The sequence below is a fragment of the Solirubrum puertoriconensis genome (genome assembly GCF_001483135.1).
Classification (GTDB): domain Bacteria; phylum Bacteroidota; class Bacteroidia; order Cytophagales; family Hymenobacteraceae; genus Solirubrum; species Solirubrum puertoriconensis.
This window is the reverse complement of the sequence record NZ_LNAL01000007.1, coordinates 19995-37298: the sequence shown is the minus strand read 5'-3', so window position 1 is coordinate 37298 and position 17304 is coordinate 19995. Positions and strand designations below refer to the sequence as shown.

The following is a 17304-nucleotide window of genomic DNA, read 5'->3' as shown; positions in this document are numbered from 1 at the left end:
AACACCTAGCCCAACCGGCATGGAATCACGCGCTACCACCTCCGACGACTTAGATCTTCACCAATTATTCTTCAAGCTTCGGGCCCGCTGGACTTTTTTCCTGCTGGGTTTGCTGCTCGCTGGTGCGGCGGCGTTTTTTTACCTCAAAGTAAAATCGCCGGTATACGACTACCGCGCCACCATGCTGCTGGGCAACCAGAGCACCGGCTCTAAGCAAGCCCAAGAACTCCTGAACCTGCTTGAGGTAAAGGAACGCGGCATTCAGATGGAAGACGAAATCGGGCTGATTAGCTCGGCTGGCATGGTGCGCCAGGCCATCGAGAAGCTGCCCGAATTTAAGGTGAGTTACTACGCCGCCCCCGATAACTGGCTGAACTCGGTGAAGACCTTGCAGGTGCGCGAGCGACCCGCTGGTTCTGTACCGTTCCGGGTAGTGCCCGACCTAGGGGCCCCACAACTAACCGGCACCAAGGTTAGCGTGGAGATACTGCCCGATGGGCGCTACCGCGTGCAAGCTAAAGTAGACAAGGGCCAGCTGACCAACCTGCAAAGCGGCTCGCTGGTACGCGAAGTAATTGATACCGAATTCGATCATACCATGCGCGCCGGCGAAACCCTGCGCCATGCGCTGCTCAACATCACCATTCAGCCCGAGCCGAACGCATCGGCCATTGCCGGCGAGAAATACTTCTTCACGCTCAACGACCTAGGCAGCCTCACGGGCGCCTACCAGGATCGGCTGAAGGTGCGCACCATTGACCAAGAGTCGCGCATTATTGAGCTGCGCACCAAAGGCACCGTGCCCGTAAAAGAGCAGCAATTTTTGGATACGCTAATGAGCGTGTTCATTGCGGCCGACCTGCGCGAGAAAAACGAAACGGGCCAAAAAACCGTGGAGTTTCTGGACAACGAAATTGCCAAACTGGCCCAGGCCCGCCAGAAGTCGGCCGAAGAGCTTAGCACCTTCCGGGCCGAGCGCGGCGTGGTGGATGTCAACGCCCAATCGGCCTCGGGCATTCAGCAGACCTCAAACATTGAAATCGAGCGCACCCGCCTGGCATCGCAGCGCAGCTTTTACCAAGGCATGCTGCGCCAACTGCGCGACGACCGCGCCATTACTGCCGCCTCGGCCTCGGGCGTGAACGACCCGGTGCTGAGCAGCCTGATTCTGCAAATGGCCGAGCTGTACAAAGAGCGCTCGGGCCTGGTAGTGAATGCCAGCAGCAACAACCCCTTGGTGGAGGTGCTCGACGAGCGCATTCGCAACACGCGGGCTTCGCTGGAGCAAAACCTGAGCAGCATGATTCGGTCGACCGACATTCAGCTGGCCGACCTGACCACCCAGCTGAACAAGGTGCGCGCTGAGATGAGCCGCATGCCTGAAAACGAGCGTCAGCTGGCCGTGCTCAAGAGCAAGTCCGATTTCAACGACAAGAACTACAGCTTCTTGGTTGATAAGCGCGCCGAGGCGGCTATCGAACTGGCTACGAACACCACCGATAAACGAATCATCGACCGGGCAGCTATGAGTGGCAACGGCCCCTCGGCTCCGCAGCCTTTGTTCGTTGGTTTTATGGCCCTGCTGGCCGGCTTGCTCGGCCCCCTAGGTATTGTGCTGCTGATGGATAAGGCCAACCGTCGCATCCAGAGCAAAGAGGACCTCTCGCGCATCACTGATATTCCGATGTTGGGTGTGGTAGCCCACGGCAACAAATCGGAGCGCATGGAGATGCTGCATAATCCTAAAGGTCCGATTGCGGAGTCGTTCCGCTCGATTCGCGTAAACCTGCAGTACCTCTCGGCCGGGCTCGACAAGAAGGTAATCGGGGTAACCTCCTCGGTACCGGGCGAAGGCAAAAGCTTTTGCGCCGTGAACCTGGCCGCCGAGTTGGCCCACTCGGGCCGCCGCGTGGTGCTGGTTGAAACGGACTTACGCCGCCCCACGGTAGCCAACTACTTCAACTACGACCCGCAGGCGCCGGGCTTGGCCGCTTACTTAGCCAACCAACGCCCCCTGGGCGACTGTTTGCGCTCCTCGTCGGTGCCGAACCTCGATGTGCTGATGTGCGGCGACATTCCGCCGAACCCCATGGAGCTGCTCGAATCGACGCGCATGACGGCCCTGATGGAGCAACTGCGCGAAGAGTACGATTACGTGCTGCTCGACACCCCGCCCGTGGGGTATGTATCGGAGTACTTCGTGCTGCTGCGCTACCTCGATGCCAACATCTACGTGGTGCGCCAGAACTACACCGACCCTTCGTACATCAGCCAGATCAACGAGCTCTACGACGAAGGCAAGATCAAGCATGTCTACATCATTATCAACGACATGCACTTCAACAAAACCTACGAGTACCGCTACAAGAAGAAAGCCTATACCTACGGGTATAGCAACTAGGTAGTGCCGCGGCCGGCCGGCCGCGGCTGCTCCTCCGCCTCCACCTTTTTACTGCTTTCTGTATGGCCTCGTCCGCTGCCCCGGCGCGCAGTCTTACTGCCGCCACGGTTCACGGTGTGAAGTGGACCACCGGCGCTTCCATTACCACAGCACTGCTGCAGGTAGGGTACACCGCCGTAATGGCGCGCCTGCTTACGCCCGCCGAGTTTGGCTTGGTTGCCTTGGCCGGTGTAATCCTGCGCTTCGGCAGCTACTTCGCCCAAATGGGCATGGAGCAGGCCATCATCCAAAAGCCCGATATCACCACCGAGGATGTTCGGGCAGCTTTCACTTCTTCGGCTCTGCTGGGGGCGCTGTTTTCGGCCATTCTGGTGGTTGGCGCTCCGCTGGCTGTTACCTTTTTCCACGAGCCCAAAGTGGTGCCGGTGGTGCGGGTGCTCGCCCTAGGTTTGTTTCTGACGGGCCTGAACGCCACTGCACTGAGCCTGCTTCGGCGGCAAATGCGCTTTCAAACTCTGGCCATTATTGAGGTAGCCGCCTATGTACTCAGCTACGGTGGCATTGGCATTGGTATGGCGTGGGCAGGCTTTGGCGTGTGGGCGCTGGTAGGCGCGCAAGTGGGCCAGTTGCTGCTGCTCACCATCATGGCTTTTGTGGCCGCGCGCCACTCCGTAATGCTCATTTTTCGGTGGGAAGTGTACCGGCCGCTGGTGGCGTACGGCTCGCGCATGTCAGCCATCAGCTTTCTGGAGTTCCTTACCGGCTCGCTCGATACGCTGCTGATTGGCCGCTTGCTTAACGCGGCCGCTTTGGGCTTGTACAGCCGCGCCTGGATGCTAATTGGCCTGCCGATTTACCTGCTCACGAGCAGCATCGCCAAGGTCATTTTTCCCTCGTTCAGCCAACTGCAAGACGACCGCCCCAAGCTGCGCGAAGTGTACCTGAGCAGCATTATGCTGGTGGGGGCCATTGTAATGCCTACTTGCGCCGGCGCGGCTATGGCTGCCCCCGAAATTGTGCTGGTAATGCTGGGCCCCAAATGGCTGGAGGCGGCTCCCATTCTGCAAATGGTGTGTGTGGCCTTTTCGATGAGCATGGTTACCATGTTTGCCGGCGTAGTGTGCGATGCCACCGCCACCCTCACGCCCAAACTGGTGCTGAACATCGGCTACACGGCTCTGCTGCCGCTGCTGTTTGTGATTATGGCGCCGTACGGCCTGGTAGGCGTGGCCTCGGCTGTGGTAATGGGCGAGGTAGTGCGCACCATTCTGTACATGAGCTTGATGAACCGCGTGCTGGCCGTGTCGCCGGTGGCGGTGCTGCGCTCCTACGTGCCCGGCCTTACCATGGCTACCGTGGTAGCTGTGGTGCTGGGCCTGGTAATGTACGGTTTGCGCTCGGCGGGTGCTCCCTTGCCCGTGCGCTTTGGGCTGGCGTTGCTCACCGGTGCCACCACGGCCGGTGGGTTGCTACTGTTCTGGCCGCCCGAGGCACTGCGCGCTGTACTGGTACGCATCATGGCAAAGCTTTCGTTGCCCACCACAGGCTGGGCAGCGGCCCCCTCGGCGTGGCTGATGCGCCGCCTAGGTGCCGCCCCCTCCCACCACCCGGAGAGCCAGGCAACACCGCCTGCAGCTCCGGTAGCGCCGGGTGCGGCCGTGGCCGCACCCGAGTTGCGGCACCAGCCTGCCCTTTCTCCCGACCCCGAAGCTGAATTGGTATGACTACCAAAGTTCTATACGACCATCAGATCTTCACCATCCAGAACTACGGTGGTGTGTCGCGGTACTTCTGGGAGCTAATGCGCCACGCTGGCTCAAAGCTGCAGTACGAGCTGCCGGTTGTGCTAAGCAACAACTTGTATCTGCGCGACCGGCAGTATACCAACCACCGTACGTTTTTCCCGAACACCAACCTACCGGGCGGGTGGCGCTTCATCAAAGCCTGCAACGACTGGGCGGCTCGCCAAGCCCTGCAGCGCGCCGATTTTGATGTGTTTCATCCCACGCTCTTCGACGACGATTATTTCCTGGAACGGATGCCAGCGGGCAAGCCCTTCGTCATCACTATCCACGATATGATTCCGTACCTGTACCCGGAGTACTACCCCGATCGGGAACTGAGTCATCTGAAGCGCGTGGCCGACCGGGCTAGCCGCATCATTACCGTATCGGAAAATACCCGTGCCGATGCGCTGCGCTTGCTTAACCTGCCGCCCGAGCGCGTGGTGGTAATTCCGCACGGCACTACCACTACCGAGGCTACGGGCCCGGCACCTAGGGTGCCGGGACGCTACGTGCTGTACACCGGCACGCGCGGCATGTACAAAAACTTTGGTTGCTTTTTAGAAGCTGCCAGCCTACTACAACGCCAACATCCGGAACTGTATTTCGTATGCGCAGGCGGTGGCCCGTTCAGCTTGCCAGAGCAGGAGCAGATGCGCACCTTGCGGCTCACCGATCGGGTGGTGCAGCTCGGCCCGCTTACCGATGCCGAGCTGGCTTACCTCTACCGCGACGCCGAGGCCTTCGTATTTCCTTCGCATTACGAGGGGTTTGGCCTGCCCATTCTGGAGGCCTTCGCCCACGGCTGCCCGGTGGTGCTTAGCACGGCCTCGTGCTTTCCGGAGGTTGCCCAAGATGCCGCGCTTTACTTCCGGCCCGATGCCCCGCAGCAGCTAGCCGAACAACTGGCGCAGATATTGGCCGATAAGGCGCTGCGCCGCCGCCTGAGCGAGGCCGGCCGGCTACGCAGCCGGGATTTTACCTGGGAGCGTACCGCCGCCCTCACGCGCCAACTCTACAAAGATGCCGTAACCGAACCGCTCGTGCTCGAGCTTACTTAACCTCCACCTACTCTCCGCTTACCCGCCATGATCATCAGCCTGCGGTTCCGCTTTCTGATTGTACTGCTGGTTGTGCTGCTCACCGACCGGGCCTTTACGGCATTTGCGTTCGAGGATGCCGACGACCCGGTGCTCTGGATGTGTATGCAGCTGCTCACGGCCGGCATGCTCGGGTTGAGTGTGCTGTACTTGCGCTGCTTCAGCCCCACCATGCGCAAGTGGTATTTTGTGATGCTGGCTTGCTTGGCTGCGTTGGCTTTGGAATCGCGCATTGGCTGGGATACTTGGATGGTGTACCCGCACGTGTTCAACAAGCTGCTGGTAATTATGCCGTTGTTTGCGGTGTACGGTTTTTACCGCCGTTACGGCATGCCGCCCCTAAGTTTGCTGATGGGCTTTTTGCTGGTGGGGCTGGCGGCCAGCTTGGTCATCAATTTTCCCGAAGCCCTAAGTTTGGCTTCTTTCGTGGACAACGAACGCGGCTTCAACGTGGAGTCGACGTACCTGCTGCTGCTGCTAGCATTGTACTACTTCAACCAGTACATGGCCAAGGGCGGGCTGCCTAGGTTGCTGGTGTTTTTTGTAGCCCTGGGCATGATTGTGTTTCTGCAGCACCGCACGGTGTGGCTGTGCACCTTGCTGGCCCTCACGCTCAATGTGTTTATGCTGCGCCGCACCAAGGGTGTTACGCTCTCGTTTCAGCGGTTCATGCCCTTGTTCGTGCTGCCGATTGTGGTGGCCCTAGGTGGCGGCATTGGCGTGGTGTTGAACAACCCCGAGGTGCTGGCCCGCCTCGAAACCAGCATCGAGGATATCCAAAACCCCGACAAGCAAGGCACCGGCAGCTGGCGCCTGCAGCAGTTCCGCTCGTACGAGCCGTTTATTCAGGAGCACCCCGTGGCGGGTATGCGCCTGAAAGGTTTTGAGCTGCCCATTCAGTTTTACTCTACCGAGTCGAAGCTGAAAGTGTGGAAGGACGGTACCGGCCACCACTTCCACAGCTGGTACGTCGACCGTCTGTTTTACTTCGGGATAATTGGCGTGCTGCTGGTGCTGGTGGTGCCCATCAAGCTGGTAATCCGCCGCCTACGCAGTCCCGAGCCCCTCGATGCCAACTCGGCCGCTTTTCTGGCCTTCCTGGGTAGTAGCCTGCTCTACAGCTTCTCCTACGACTGGCCCTACTACATGTACTCCGTTTACGGGTTCGCACTCGCCATAATGGACCCGCTGCCGGTTGCAGCGCCAGCCGTCTACCAGCCTCGGGTGCCGCGCCGTACGCGCCGCACCGAAGAGGCCATTTCCTCCACCGCCGTAGCTCATGCAGATGCCTGAACATTACTCTCCCAGCGCGGGCTTTGATACGCCGGTGCTGCTCCTCATTTTTAACCGACCCGATACCACCCGGCGCGTGCTCGAAGCCATCCGGCGCGTGCGGCCTACTCGCCTGTACGTAGCCGCCGACGGCCCCCGCCCGCACCGCCCCACCGACGAAGCCCTGTGCGCCGAAACCCGCGCCCTGGTGCACGAGCTGGTTGATTGGCCCTGTGCGGTGCAAACGCTGTTTCGGCCCAGCAACCTCAATTGCGGCGTGGCACCGGCTACCGCCATCGACTGGTTTTTTCAGCACGAGGAAGAAGGCATCATCCTCGAAGACGACTGTGTTCCGGCCAAATCGTTCTTTCCCTACTGCGCCGAGCTGCTGGCCCGCTACCGCCACGATACCCGCGTAATGCACATTGGCGGCAACAACTTTGCCGCGGAGGCCGCACAAGTGCCTGGTTCGGGCGCCGCTTCGTACTACTTCTCCAACCAGGTAAACAGCTGGGGTTGGGCTACGTGGCGCCGCGCCTGGCAGCACTTCGATTTCCGGATGCAGCACTTGCCCGAGCTCGAAGCCCAGGGCAAGCTGAAAGGCATTTACAGCTCGTGGCTGGAGGAGCGCTACCGCCTCAGCAAAATCCGCAGCGTGCTCAGCTTGCCGCAGCCGCCCGATGTATGGGACTACCAGTGGCACTTTGCCATTGCGGCTAACTCGGGTTTGTGCATTGTGCCGGCCGTTAACCTAGTGGGCAATATTGGCTTTGGCGAGCAAGGCACCCACACCATGGATGCCACCGACAGCCAGGCCGATGTGCCTACCCTGGAGCTGCCGTTTCCGCTGCAGCACCCCCGCTTTGTACTGATTGACCGCCGCCGCGACCAGCAGCGCTTCCGCGAGTTTCTGCAAAGCCGCATCACGGCCAAGCTGCGCCGCGTGTTTAAGCGCCCAGCCGCAGCGCCTGCTCCCAATCCCGCTCCTACTTCCGTCTTGGCTCCACCCGACGCCCAGGTTTTATCTCCGGCTCCCCAAGCTTAGTACCATGAAAATTCTGCTCTCTGCCTACGGTTGCCAGCCGAACTCGGGTGGCGAAGACAGCCACGGCTTCAATACCCTTTGGGAAACCGCCGCGCTGGGCCACCAGGTGTGGTGCTTTACCACGCCCCTAGGTAAAAACGGCTCCATCGAGAAGCACCTACAAGAACACGCCGACAACCCCGTTGCCCAGCGCATTCGGGTAGTAAACGTGCACGTTCCTAAGTTCTTCGACTACATCTACCGCTGGCAGTTTGGGGTGTACGCGCACTACATCTGCTGGCAGTACCGGGCGTGGCGCAAGGCGCAGGAAATCGATAAGCAAGTTGACTTCGATTTGGTGCACCACATTACCTATAACAGCCTGCAAATGGCCTCGTGGATGTGGCGCCTGGGTAAGCCCTTGTTGCTGGGCCCCTTGGGAGGCGGCATGAAAGCCCCGGCCTCGCTGCGCCGCTACCTGCCCGATTGGTTTAAAACCGAAACGATGCGCAACATCATCAGCAAGTTGCTCATCACCTTCGATCCTAACGTGCGGCAATCGTTGCGCCACGCCAAGCTAGTACTCACGGCCAACCGCGAAACCGCCGAGCTGGCCCGTAGCCTAGGTGCCAAGCGCGTGGAGCTGGCCATGAGCACGGGGCAGTTTCCGGCCTTTTACCCCGCCGAGTACCCCGTACGGCCGCAACGCGCCAACGGCGAGCTACGCATTTTGTGGCTGGCCCGCCTGTTTCCGCGCAAAGGCCTGCACTTGGTTATTGAAGCCTTAGGCAAGGTCAATCCGCGCGTAAAGTTTCACCTGGACATCTTGGGTGATGGGCCCGTGGGTCCGCTGGTACCCGGCTGGATTGCCGCAGCTGGCATCGAGGATAAAGTAACCTGGCACGGCGCCGTACCCTTCAGCGCCGTGCGGCAGGCCTACCTCGAGCATGACTTATTTATGCTCTGCAGCCTGCGCGACACCTTCGCCTCGCAATACCTCGAGTCGATGGCCCTAGGTCTGCCCATCCTCACCCTCGACCACCACGGCGCCACCGATTTTATACCCGATGATGCAGGCATCAAAGTGCCCGTAAGCACGCCCGAAGCTACTGCTGAGGCCCTAGCCCGCCAGGTAGAATACCTCTACGACCACCCCGCGGAACTGGAGCGTATGGGCCGTGCCAGCTATGCCTACGCCTGCGAGCATACTTGGCCCAAGCTGGTGGCCCACCACCTAGGGCGCCTAGCTGCCCTCGACCCCGCTTTTGCCGAGTTGGCCGAGCCGGTGCACACGCCCCACGTGCAGCAAGTTGCCGAGCCCGCCACGCCGGCCACTACCCCCGAGTACTCCAGCGCTGCCGTAGCGTAGCGCCCGCCACACAACCTCCACCTAAGCTTCTCCACCTCTACTCTACCAAGGCATATGTTGTACATCGTCATTCCGGTATTCAACCGCCTGGCCTATACCCGTGCGTGCCTGCAGTCGCTGCGGCAGCAAACCAACACCCGTTTCCGCACCATTGTGGTCGACGATGGCTCCACTGACGGCACCAGCGAAGTGCTGGCCAAGGAATTTCCGGAAGTGGAGGTACTGCAGGGCGACGGCAACCTCTTCTGGACGGCTGGCGTGAACATGGGCATTCGGCGGGCGCTGGAGCACGGCGCCAACCGTGTAATGACGCTCAACAACGATGTTATCTGCGACGCCGCTTTTGTGGAGCGCATGCTGCAGTGGGCCCAAAAACACCCCGATGCACTCCTAGGTGCATTGGAACTCGATGCCTCCACCACCAAGCCCATTTACGGCGGCGAAGTATTCAGTTGGCTGACGCACCGCCGCAGCGACTTGCTGGAGGTGCTGAAACCCGAGCAGCAACGTGGCTTGCACCCGGTAACGTACCTACCCGGCCGGGGCCTGCTTATTCCGGCACAGGTGTTTGCCAGCATTGGCTTGTTTGATGAAAAGCGCCTGCCCCATTACCTCGCCGATTACGACTTCACGAGCGTGGCCCGGCGGCACGGCTTTCCCGTCTACATCAACTACGATGCACACCTGCTCACCTACCCCGAGGAGAGCGGCCAAGAAATAACCCGTAAACAAAGAAGCATCCGCGGCTACTACGAGCACCTGTTTGGTATTCGTGGCGGCGGCAACCTGCGCAACTTCACTCACTTTGCCCTTAAAAACTGCCCCACGCCTCTGGTACCGCTGTTCCTGATGAATGGCTATGCCCGCAGGCTGGTGGGCTACTTCCTGCACTAGCCTCAGAGATGGTGTGGCACCTAGGGCAAGCGGGTGCTGGTAACAAGCAGGCGTACCAAGCCATTGTGCGGTACGCCTGCTGTGGCGCATTTAAGGGTGCCGTTGATACTGCTGTTACCCGCTGCTTGTACTTCCTACCCCAACACACCTCTATGCTACCATTTCGCCTTATCTGCTGGTCATTATTTGGCACTTGCTTGGTAGTGCCTGCTTCGGAGCAGGCCGGTACCCCCGGCACCGAAACACTTATCATAAAACGTGGTGGCATTTACACCGGTACGTATCGTAGCAACAACCCCAACAAACCCTGCATCCGCATCGATACCGACGAGCCGGTGGTATTGCGCCGCTGCCGCCTCGAGGGGGCCGGCCTGCTGATTGATGCACGCAACGGCGGCGCCCGGCTTACGGTGCAAAACTGCGTAGGTGTAGCCTTGGCGCCTACCGAGGAGAACCAGGCGCCCGGTCGGTTTCTGGAAGTAAACGACGGCAACTCTGTTACCGTGGCCAACTGCGAGCTTCGCCAAACCGGCGGAATTGTGGTGTATAAGTGGCAAGGCAATGGCTCAGCCAACCAAACCCTCCGCATCCTGCGCAACCGCACCTTCAACATTACGGGCCGATACCGAAATGGCGGCGGTAGCAAAACGCATTTTGTGCTGCTGAATCAGGTGCGGGCAGTGCCCAACGTGGAAATTGCCTGGAACCAGGTCATCAACGAGCCCGATCGTTCGATGGTCGAAGACAACATCAACATTTACAACTCGTCGGGCACGGCCAAGAGCCCCATTCGCATCCACAACAATTACATCCAGGGCGCTTACCCCGTGCCTGCCACTGCCGATTCGTTTACTGGCAGCGGCATCACCACCGATGGCGACGGCAGCACCCCGCTTACCTGCACGGCCTACGTCGAGGCGTACGACAACCAAGTGGTATCAACTTGTAACGCGGCCATGAACATTGCTGCTGGGCACCACATTCGCTACTCCAACAACCGCATGGTAAGCAGCAGCCGCCTCCGCGACGGCCGCGAGCTAAAAGCTACCTACGCCGCTACCTCGGTGTTCAATGCTTACGATAAGCCCCGCAGCGTGTTCTTCGCCAACAAAATTGAGAAAAACGTCATCGGGTTTGCCAAGAACGGTTACAAGGTACCCATGGCCAATCGGCACGACCTGAGCACGGGCCATTGCAGCACTTGCGTCGCCAACATTCATTTGCCCAATCCAATAACCCTGCAATCGGAGGCCCACGAGTGGCGCCGCTGGCAGCAGAAAATTACCAAATCCCGCATTAAGGTCGGCCCCGAGCAAACGCAGCTAATGGCTTCGAAAACACCTTAGTAAGCTCCTTTTTTTGCTCGCAGAAAACTTTTTTTCAGCAGCACCCTGCCTCGGGGTGCTTTTTTTATGGCCGAGCTTACTTAGAAAGTGTCTATTGGAAACTGCGCTGTAACTAGCCTAAAGGCCTATTCGGTATTTATGCATTCACAACAGGCACATAAATAATGCAATTAAACTTTATTTTAGGCACCCCTTGGTGTTTCCAAAACTTTTATACATTTGCAGTGAACACCGGCATCAGCAATTGCACTTTTACTAGTCAATAGCTGAGTAATGAACCTGATTAAACGGCGTACACCGTGCATCAGCAGGATTGTACAGCTGGGAATTAGGTGATGAGAGGAGTAGGTAATAAGTGGTTGCCTGCTAAGTACGGAGAATAGTGAAGTTGGGTTAAAAAGCTTAATATAAGCTTACTTAGCTTGGTAACGACACAAAGCCAACCGAGGCTAGCTTCTGGGCCCGGAACAAATAGCTTGGTTGGCATTGCGGTCAAAAATGGATTTTCTGATTTAATTCTGTTCTCCTCCGAGGATAATTATTCCAGAAGCCCACAATTGCACATTAAACATCTGGCCATCGGAACGAATTGTTACCGACCCAGGTTGAAGCCGCAACAATTCCTGTAAAGGACCTTTTTCTTAACAAAAACAGAATGCAAAAAACCTCTGGATTCCGGCCGCGGTTTGACCGTGAAAACTCTGGTGCACGCTTTCTGCCCTCAGTGGTGCTCGTGCTGTCGATGATTGGACTGCAGCCTAGCGTATCGCTAGCGCAGGGCCAAGCCCCTAACGTGACGTATTCGGCACCCCTCGTAATTACGCAAGGTGGTACCTACTCTGGCAACTTCAAGAGCACGGACTCTAACACCCCGTGTATTCGAATCCAGACCACCCAACCAGTTACTATTGAGAACTGTATCCTGGCAGGCGCCGGCGACCTGATTGATGCGAAGAACGGCGGTGGCACGCTGATCATCCGCAACAACAAAGGTTACGGCCTGAACCAGAGCGTGGATAATCGCCGCCACGGTCGTTTCGTGGAGGTAAACTCGGGTCGTTCGGTACTTGTTGAGAACAACTACTTCGAACACACCTCGGGTATTGCAGCTTACCAGTGGAGCGGCGATGGTTCGCCTTCGCAAACGCTGACGGTGCGCCGCAACGTGGCCAAGAACATTGACGGCCGCTTCCGCAACGGCGGTGGCGAGTACGTACAGTTCCTAGGTCTGAACCAGGTTCGCAACGTAGGCAACATCGAAGTTGCCTGGAACCAGGTTGTAAACGAACCCAATAACTCGCTGGTAGAAGACAACATCAACTTCTACAATTCGGGCGGTGTTTCGGGTAGCCCGGCGCGTGTGCACGACAACTACGTGCAAGGTGCTTACCCCATTCCGGCCAACGCCAGCAAGTTTACCGGTACCGGCATGACCACCGACGGCGATGGTTCGTCGGCCTCGACTACCGCTGCGTTTATCGATGCCTACAACAACCAGTTCATCTCGACGTGTAACGCGGCGATGAACATTGCCTCGGGCCACGATGTACGCTTCCACCACAACCGCATGGTAACGGCCGGCTACTTGCCCGACGGTACCAAACTGCCCTCGGCTTGGGCTGCTACGGCTATCTTCAACGCCTACCAGCAACCGGGCAACGTATTCTACAATAACCAGACGGACAACAACACCATTGGTTATTACCGCGAAGGCTACAATGTGCCTTTCGCCAACCGTCATGACTTGAGCACCGGTGCTTGCAACAACTGCACGAGCACCAACCACATGCCCAACCCCATTACGGTTGACACGGAAAAGAACGAATGGACTCTGTGGCAGCAGAAGCTACAGCAGAACAGCATCAGCCTCGGTGTAGGTGGTTCGGGTACGGGTAGCTCGCCTACCCCTACCACTCCTACCTCTCCTGCTCCGGCCCCCGCGCCTACACCCGCTCCCGCTCCTACTGAAGGCGGCGGCAACACCGGCAGCACGCCCATGAGCGGCCCCACGGGTGCTACTTTCTACCGCGGCGTCGACATTAACGGCACCGCTGTGACCCTCGATGGCCACAAGTGGGAAGCGGCTACGGGCGCTGCCAACTTCCAGGTAACTGGCACCAACTTTAGCAATCCTTCGGTAACTCTTACGCCTAATACCGAGCCCGAGCGCGCCACCATGCTGCGCACCGCTGTAGGTGGCTCGTCGGTGGGTGCTACCTTCACGAGCGTTCCGGCTGGCACTTACTCGGTGTACGCTTACATCTGGGAAGACAACGCCGCTGAAACCACCGACATCGTACTCAACGGCCAAACCGTTAAGGCGGGCCTAAACACCGGCTCGGCTGGCAACTGGCAGCGCGTAGGTCCCTTCAAGGTCGATGTGAGCAACGGCAGCATTGCCCTGAGCACCACGGGTGGCCACCCCAACCTCTCGGGCGTGGAAGTATGGAAGCACGCTGCTGCTGCAAACCAAGCTCCTACTGTTACCCTCTCGGCTGCAACTAGCCTCACCCTAGGTCAGGCCTTGTCGCTGTCGGCAACGGCTGCTGATGCTGATGGCACTGTTGCTAAAGTCGAATTCTTCAACGGCACCACTAAGCTTGGCGAAGACACCTCTGCTCCTTATGCGTTTAGCTTTACTCCGGCTGCTGCCGGCTCGCTGAGCCTCACGGCGCGCGCTACCGACAACGCTGGTGCAACCACCAACTCGGCTGCTGTAAGCGTATCAGTACAAGCAGTTCCGACTACCGGCAACACGCCCATGGCTGGCCCGGCTAACGCCACCTTCTACCGCGGCATCGACATCAACGGTACCGCTGTAACCCTCGACGGCAACAAGTGGGAAGCTTCGGCTGGCGCTGCTAACTTACAGGTAACCGGCACCAACTTCTCGAACGCTGCTACCACCCTGAGCCCCGCTACCGATGCTACCCGCGCTGGCATGCTGAACACCGCTGTGGGCGGTAGCACAGTAGGCGCAACGCTGACGGGCGTGCCCGCTGGCAGCTACTCGGTGTACGCTTACATCTGGGAAGACAACAACGCTGAAACCACCAACATTCTGGTAAACGGCCAGACGGTGAAATCGAACCACAACACCGGCGGTGCTGGCCAGTGGGAGCGTGTAGGCCCCTTCAAGGTTGACGTGAGCAACGGCAGCATTGCCCTGAGCACTTCGGGCGGCCACCCCAACCTCTCGGGCGTGGAAGTATGGAAGCACAACACCACCACGGCTCCGACTACTCCGGTTGAAACCCGCACTCTGTTCCGCGCTATCAACCTGAATGGCCCGGCTCAAACCATCGACGGCATCAAATACGAAGACGGCACTACCTTCAAGGACATCACCACCAACGGTGGCAAGCTTTCGGCACAATCGGTTACGCTGAATCCCGCTACCGATGCTGCCCGCGCTCAGATGATCCGCTCGTTCGTATGGAGCAACAACCTGCGTCTGACGGTGAACAACGTACCGAACGGCACCTACGAAGTATCGTACTTCGTGTTCGAGGACAACTATTCGCAAACCTACAGCACCACGCTGAACGGCCAGCCTTCGCTGACGAACTACACCAGCGGTGCAGCCGGCAAATGGCAGAAGACGGCTCCGCAGAAAGTAACCGTTACCAACGGCATCATCGAACTGCGCAGCACCGGCGGTGCCATCAACGTATCCGGCCTGGAAATCTTCCGCATCACGCAGTAAGCTTCCCTCGGTTCGTTTCAAAATCCACTCAACAAAGCCCGGCAACTGTCGGGCTTTGTTGTTTTACAAGCAGTTAGCAAAGCCCGACCATACGCATGGCCGGGCTTTTTGCATTCAACGGGGCGCAATGGTACTTTTTTGAATTAAAAAATAATTTTATTTATTGAAACCATTGTTTAGAAGATAAGTAATCCAATTATTTGCCGTCAAAGTTCTAGCAAAGACTTTGTCGTATCTCCACCACCTCTCTTTTGCTCCTCTACCATGAAGCGTGCCCTCATCACCGGCATCACGGGCCAAGACGGCTCGTACTTGGCCGAACTGCTGCTCAGCAAAGGCTACGAAGTTCACGGCATCAAGCGCCGCTCCTCGCTCTTCAACACCGAACGTATTGACCATCTCTACCAAGACCCCCACGAACAAGACATTCGCTTTAAGCTGCACTACGGCGACCTGTCGGACTCGACGAACCTGATCCGCATTGTGCAGGAGGTGCAGCCCGACGAGATTTACAACCTGGGCGCCATGTCGCACGTGAAGGTGTCGTTCGACACGCCCGAGTACACGGCCGACGTGGACGGTGTGGGTACCTTGCGCCTGCTCGAGGCCATCCGCATCCTGGGCCTGACGGAGAAGACGCGCATTTACCAAGCCAGCACCTCGGAGCTCTACGGCTTGGTGCAGGAGGTGCCGCAGCGCGAGACCACGCCCTTCTACCCCCGCTCGCCCTACGCCGTGGCCAAGCTCTACGCCTACTGGATTACGGTGAACTACCGCGAGGCCTACAACATGTACGCCTGCAACGGCATCCTGTTCAACCACGAGTCGCCCTTGCGCGGCGAAACGTTCGTGACGCGCAAAATCACCCGCGCCGCCGCCCGCATCGCCCTAGGTCTGCAAGACAAGCTGTACCTGGGCAACCTCGACGCCAAGCGCGACTGGGGCCACGCCAAGGACTACGTGGAAGCCATGTGGCGCATCCTGCAGCAGGACCAGCCCGAGGATTTCGTGATTGCCACCGGCGTGACGACCACCGTGCGCGAGTTCGTGCGCCTGGCTTTCCGCGAAGTGGGTATTGAGCTAACGTTCTTTGGCGAAGGCGCCGACGAAACCGGCCACGTGGTGGCTTGCCACAACCCCGAGTTCCAGTTGCCCCTAGGTAAGGAGATTGTAGCCGTCGACCCGGAGTACTTCCGCCCCACCGAGGTGGAACTGCTCATCGGCGACCCTACGAAAGCACAGGAAAAGCTGGGCTGGAAACCGCAGTACGACCTGCCCGCACTGGTGCAGGACATGATGCACGCCGACTTGGAGCTGTTCCGCCGCGACGCCACCTTGCGCGAGGCCGGCCACAAGGTGCTGAACTACTACGAATCGTAGGCTGCGCCCGAGTTGCTTTCCACCTCCCTACCTATGGATCAGAACGCCAAGATTTACGTTGCCGGGCACCGCGGAATGGCGGGCTCGGCACTGGTGCGCCGCCTGCAGCGCGCGGGTTACAACAACCTGGTGCTGCGAACTTCCAAAGAGCTCGACCTGCGCAACCAAGCCGCCGTGGCCGCTTTCTTTGCGGAAGAAAAACCGGAGTACGTGCTGCTGGCCGCTGCTAAAGTGGGCGGCATCGTAGCCAACAATACCTACCGTGCCGATTTTCTGTACGACAACCTCATGATTGAGGCCAATGTGCTGGAGCAAGCCCGCGTGCACGGCGTAAAGAAGCTATTGTACCTGGGTTCGTCGTGCATCTATCCCAAGATGGCACCTCAGCCTATTAAAGAGGAATACCTGCTGACCGGGCCGCTTGAGCAAACCAACGAGCCGTACGCCATTGCCAAAATTGCGGGCCTGAAGTTGTGCGAGGCTTACCGCGACCAACACGGGTGCCAGTTCATCACGGTGATGCCTACCAACCTGTACGGCACCGGCGACAATTACCACCCCGAGAACTCGCACGTGATGGCTGCGCTGCTGCGCAAAATCAGCGAAGCGGCCGCCCTGGGTTTGCCGCAGGTTGAGGTGTGGGGCACGGGCAAACCGTACCGCGAGTTTTTGCACGTCGATGACTTGGCCGATGCTTGCTTGCACCTGCTGCTGCACTACGATGGGCGCGAACCAATCAACGTGGGCACGGGTGAAGACCTGACCATTCGCGAACTGGCCGAAACCATTGCCGAGCTGACGGGCTTCCGCGGCGAGCTGGTGTTCAATACCTCGCGCCCCGATGGCACCCCGCGCAAGCTACTCGATGTAAGCCGACTGCACGGCCTGGGATGGCGACATCAGATTGAGCTACGCGAAGGCATCCGGCGCGTACTTGAGGCCGCCGAGTGGCAATCCGATGCGGGCGAAGTGGCCAAGCATGCGCTACAAGCGCTGGCTACCTAGGCAGTAATGTTTCATAGCCTTAC

The 17304-nt window shown here is 58.7% G+C and carries 11 protein-coding genes; all 11 read left to right on the top strand.

The annotated features are described in order from the left end of the window. The first annotated feature begins 19 nt into the window (after window positions 1–19). The 11 genes from ASU33_RS10510 (at window position 20) to ASU33_RS10460 (ending at window position 17281) form a co-directional block, all read left to right on the top strand. Window positions 20–2401: a polysaccharide biosynthesis tyrosine autokinase gene (locus ASU33_RS10510; RefSeq protein ID WP_059070817.1), complete on the top strand. Its 2382-nt coding sequence runs from the start codon at window positions 20–22 to the stop codon at window positions 2399–2401. A 62-nt stretch (window positions 2402–2463) separates the two neighbouring features. Further along, window positions 2464–4125: a lipopolysaccharide biosynthesis protein gene (locus ASU33_RS10505; RefSeq protein ID WP_059070816.1), complete on the top strand. Its 1662-nt coding sequence runs from the start codon at window positions 2464–2466 to the stop codon at window positions 4123–4125. Further along, on the top strand, window positions 4122–5246 hold the full coding sequence (locus ASU33_RS10500) for a glycosyltransferase family 4 protein (protein WP_059070815.1): 1125 nt from the start codon (window positions 4122–4124) through the stop codon (window positions 5244–5246). Before ASU33_RS10505 ends, ASU33_RS10500 begins: the two co-directional genes overlap by 4 nt. 27 nt (window positions 5247–5273) lie before the next feature. Next, a complete protein-coding gene (locus ASU33_RS10495; protein ID WP_059070814.1) occupies window positions 5274–6578 on the top strand; it encodes an O-antigen ligase family protein in 1305 nt (434 codons plus the stop codon). Continuing rightward, window positions 6571–7602 (top strand): nucleotide-diphospho-sugar transferase, encoded by a 1032-nt coding sequence (locus ASU33_RS10490; RefSeq protein WP_216818562.1) that lies wholly within the window; start codon window positions 6571–6573, stop codon window positions 7600–7602. Before ASU33_RS10495 ends, ASU33_RS10490 begins: the two co-directional genes overlap by 8 nt. A 4-nt stretch (window positions 7603–7606) precedes the next feature. After that, window positions 7607–8950: a glycosyltransferase family 4 protein gene (locus ASU33_RS10485; RefSeq protein WP_059070813.1), complete on the top strand. Its 1344-nt coding sequence runs from the start codon at window positions 7607–7609 to the stop codon at window positions 8948–8950. Window positions 8951–9004: 54 nt separating this feature from the next. Then, window positions 9005–9844 carry a glycosyltransferase family 2 protein gene (locus ASU33_RS10480; RefSeq protein ID WP_059070812.1) on the top strand — a complete coding sequence of 280 codons (840 nt, stop codon included), beginning with the start codon at window positions 9005–9007 and terminating at the stop codon, window positions 9842–9844. A gap of 152 nt (window positions 9845–9996) precedes the next feature. Next, window positions 9997–11190, top strand: a complete 1194-nt coding sequence (locus ASU33_RS10475; protein WP_149867159.1) for a hypothetical protein — start codon at window positions 9997–9999, stop codon at window positions 11188–11190. A gap of 655 nt (window positions 11191–11845) precedes the next feature. Beyond that, a complete protein-coding gene (locus ASU33_RS21650; protein ID WP_149867158.1) occupies window positions 11846–14896 on the top strand; it encodes an Ig-like domain-containing protein in 3051 nt (1016 codons plus the stop codon). 264 nt (window positions 14897–15160) lie between these two features. Next, on the top strand, window positions 15161–16276 hold the full coding sequence (gene gmd, locus ASU33_RS10465) for a GDP-mannose 4,6-dehydratase (RefSeq protein WP_059070809.1): 1116 nt from the start codon (window positions 15161–15163) through the stop codon (window positions 16274–16276). A 33-nt stretch (window positions 16277–16309) separates the two neighbouring features. Then, window positions 16310–17281 carry a GDP-L-fucose synthase family protein gene (locus tag ASU33_RS10460; RefSeq protein WP_059070808.1) on the top strand — a complete coding sequence of 324 codons (972 nt, stop codon included), beginning with the start codon at window positions 16310–16312 and terminating at the stop codon, window positions 17279–17281. Window positions 17282–17304 lie beyond the last annotated feature (23 nt).